We start from the raw sequence: 2,327 nt of genomic DNA on the forward strand, positions 1-2,327 counted from the left end.
TATTAGTAGCTTTAATGCTATGTTTTGTTACAAAAAGTTTTTCTCAAAAAGGAAATTATAGAATTACCAATGGCATTGGAATTACAGGAGGTATTACACAATTTGACATTGTTACTAATAATTTCAACACAAAATCATCGAATGGTTTTATGGGTGGATTAAGCGCTACGGTTGATATTCCTGTACGTTGGTATAATATTAGTTTTGGCATGCAACTTTCTGAAAGCAGTATAGAAATTTCTGGACGACGACAGGCTTTAATTAGCTCTCAAGAGGCGTTTGTTGAATACAAAATGTTTGCTGCTCAAGTGGCTATGTTATTACATGTAAAGGTGATACCTAATTATTTTACAGTTGATTTTGGACCGATGCTACAGTACAACGGAAAACTAGAATTTAAAGACAGAAATCAAGAAGGCTATTATATTAATAATTATACCAATTTATCTGCGGAAGACATTACCAATATTTCTCAATTTAATTTTAATGGAGCCATAGGTGCGTCTTTTGGTATTAGGAATTTTAAGTTGAAAGCCCAATATATTTATGGGTTTACCAATATTTTGAAAAAGCTTGAAGGACAAGATTCAATAACTATTGGTGGCGATGCTCGTTTTAAAGGGAATCAGACGATGTTGGTTTTGGGTGCGACTGTTTCTTTTTAAGCTTTAATTGAAGGACTCGTTTAACGTCATGTACTAAAGAAAAGTAGCTGTTTTTAACTACATTTTTGGCTGCAGTACATTTTTAGCAGCGATCTTCGTTAATTAAATCCAACCTTTCCTTTAACTGATTCAAACAATTTCTTAGAATCATAGCCTACACCATTTCTGAAAACGAACTCCACTTTTCGCAGCTCACTAATGTTTATTGATGGGTCGCCATCAATAATCAGTAAATCTGCTGATTTCCCAACTTCGACAGTTCCAACTGTTTTATCAAACCCTAAAGCAATAGCACCATTTAATGTAGCAATTTTTATAGCCTCTAAAGGGGTAAATCCATCGGCTTCAACTAATAACTCTATGGCACGCCAGTTCCCAAAACCGGCAATTGTCCCTCCATTTCCTGTTGGGTCAGTCCCTACTGTTAGCAAGCCTCCCATATCATAAAACATCTTTTCCATTTTTGCATTATTTACAAATGCTTTATCCATAACAGATGGTGTTTTTGCAGATTGCATTTGGGATAAAATTTTTAAATAGAAATCTCGATTATCTGGAGAAAAATAACTTAATAATTCCATTGAAGGAACAGGCTGTGATGAAATAAAACCTTCAAATACAGCCAAAGTTGAAGTAACGCCTACTTTTTTATCTATCAAAAACTGAATCAGTTCTTTTACATCATCACTTTCAGGATTAAGATTAGATAATGCTAATTCGGGATTATTAGGACATTCGTTCTCTGTTTTGTCTTTAACAAAATCACTACTTGCAAAAAATCCGTGTTCTAACTGGTCAATACCCATTTCAGCAGCCTCTTTATAGGTTACAGCACATAAGTGAGCAGTAATTTTCAAATTTCTTTTGTGTACAGCATCTATGGCTGCTTTTAATGTGGGTTTATCGATAGCCATATAACCTTTAAAGGAAGTAAAACCTTGGTCAGCCCAATAATTTACAAAAGCAATGGCATCTGCAGGGTTTTTCAATTCATTCATTTGAGGGAAAACGGAAGCATTTCCTTCGAGATATGGCGCTGTTAATTCAATAGAAGGGCCTGGAAATTTTCCTGAATCAATGTCTCTTTTAATGCTTATGTCTGAATAGGTTTCTACATTTCCTGCAGTTCTAATAGTTGTAGCTCCTGCAGCTAGATATAGGCGCGGAAAGGAAATAGGCTGTTGATTTGTATGGGAATATCTATTTTCAAGAGAATAAGCAGGCATATACATATGCTCGTGCAACATCACCAACCCCGGCATCAAAACCTTTCCACTCAAATCGAGTATTTTTGAATTCTTTGGAACGACCGCCTTAGCATCATCGCCTATCCATTCAATTTTTCCATCTCGTATAATTACTGTTTGATGTTGTTTTGGAGCATTTCCAAAGCCATCGATTAATAAAGCATTTTTGAAAACAGTAATTGGCTCATTGTATGCTATGTATTTTTTTGTTGTCTCACTAAATTCTTTTTGTGAAAAACATAAGGTTGAAAAGAAGCTAAGTAAGGCGAAGCTGAGAAATATTTTTTTCATAGTTAGTATTTTATGTCGAGGTTTACTGGATATTGATTATAGTTTAGTATTGCTACCAATGCAAAGATTAAGTTCCGTTTTAATGAACTTTATGGGTTGTTAAACGAAGATAGCCGAAATGTTT

General features: G+C 34.6%; 2 protein-coding genes. One reads left to right on the forward strand and one right to left on the reverse strand.

Features of this window, described 5'->3' with window-relative positions; genetic code table 11:
• A partial coding sequence (locus AAC024_RS15845; protein WP_339896464.1) for a hypothetical protein occupies positions 1-665 on the forward strand: 665 nt, incomplete at its 5' end.
• A 98-nt stretch (positions 666-763) separates the two neighbouring features.
• On the opposite strand, the gene AAC024_RS15850 is transcribed toward AAC024_RS15845, so the two are convergent.
• Positions 764-2,203, reverse strand: a complete 1,440-nt coding sequence (locus tag AAC024_RS15850) for an amidohydrolase family protein (RefSeq protein ID WP_339896465.1) — start codon at positions 2,201-2,203, stop codon at positions 764-766.
• Between the last annotated feature and the right edge of the window lie 124 nt (positions 2,204-2,327).

The organism is uncultured Algibacter sp. (genome assembly GCF_963976535.1).
Lineage (GTDB): Bacteria > Bacteroidota > Bacteroidia > Flavobacteriales > Flavobacteriaceae > Algibacter_B.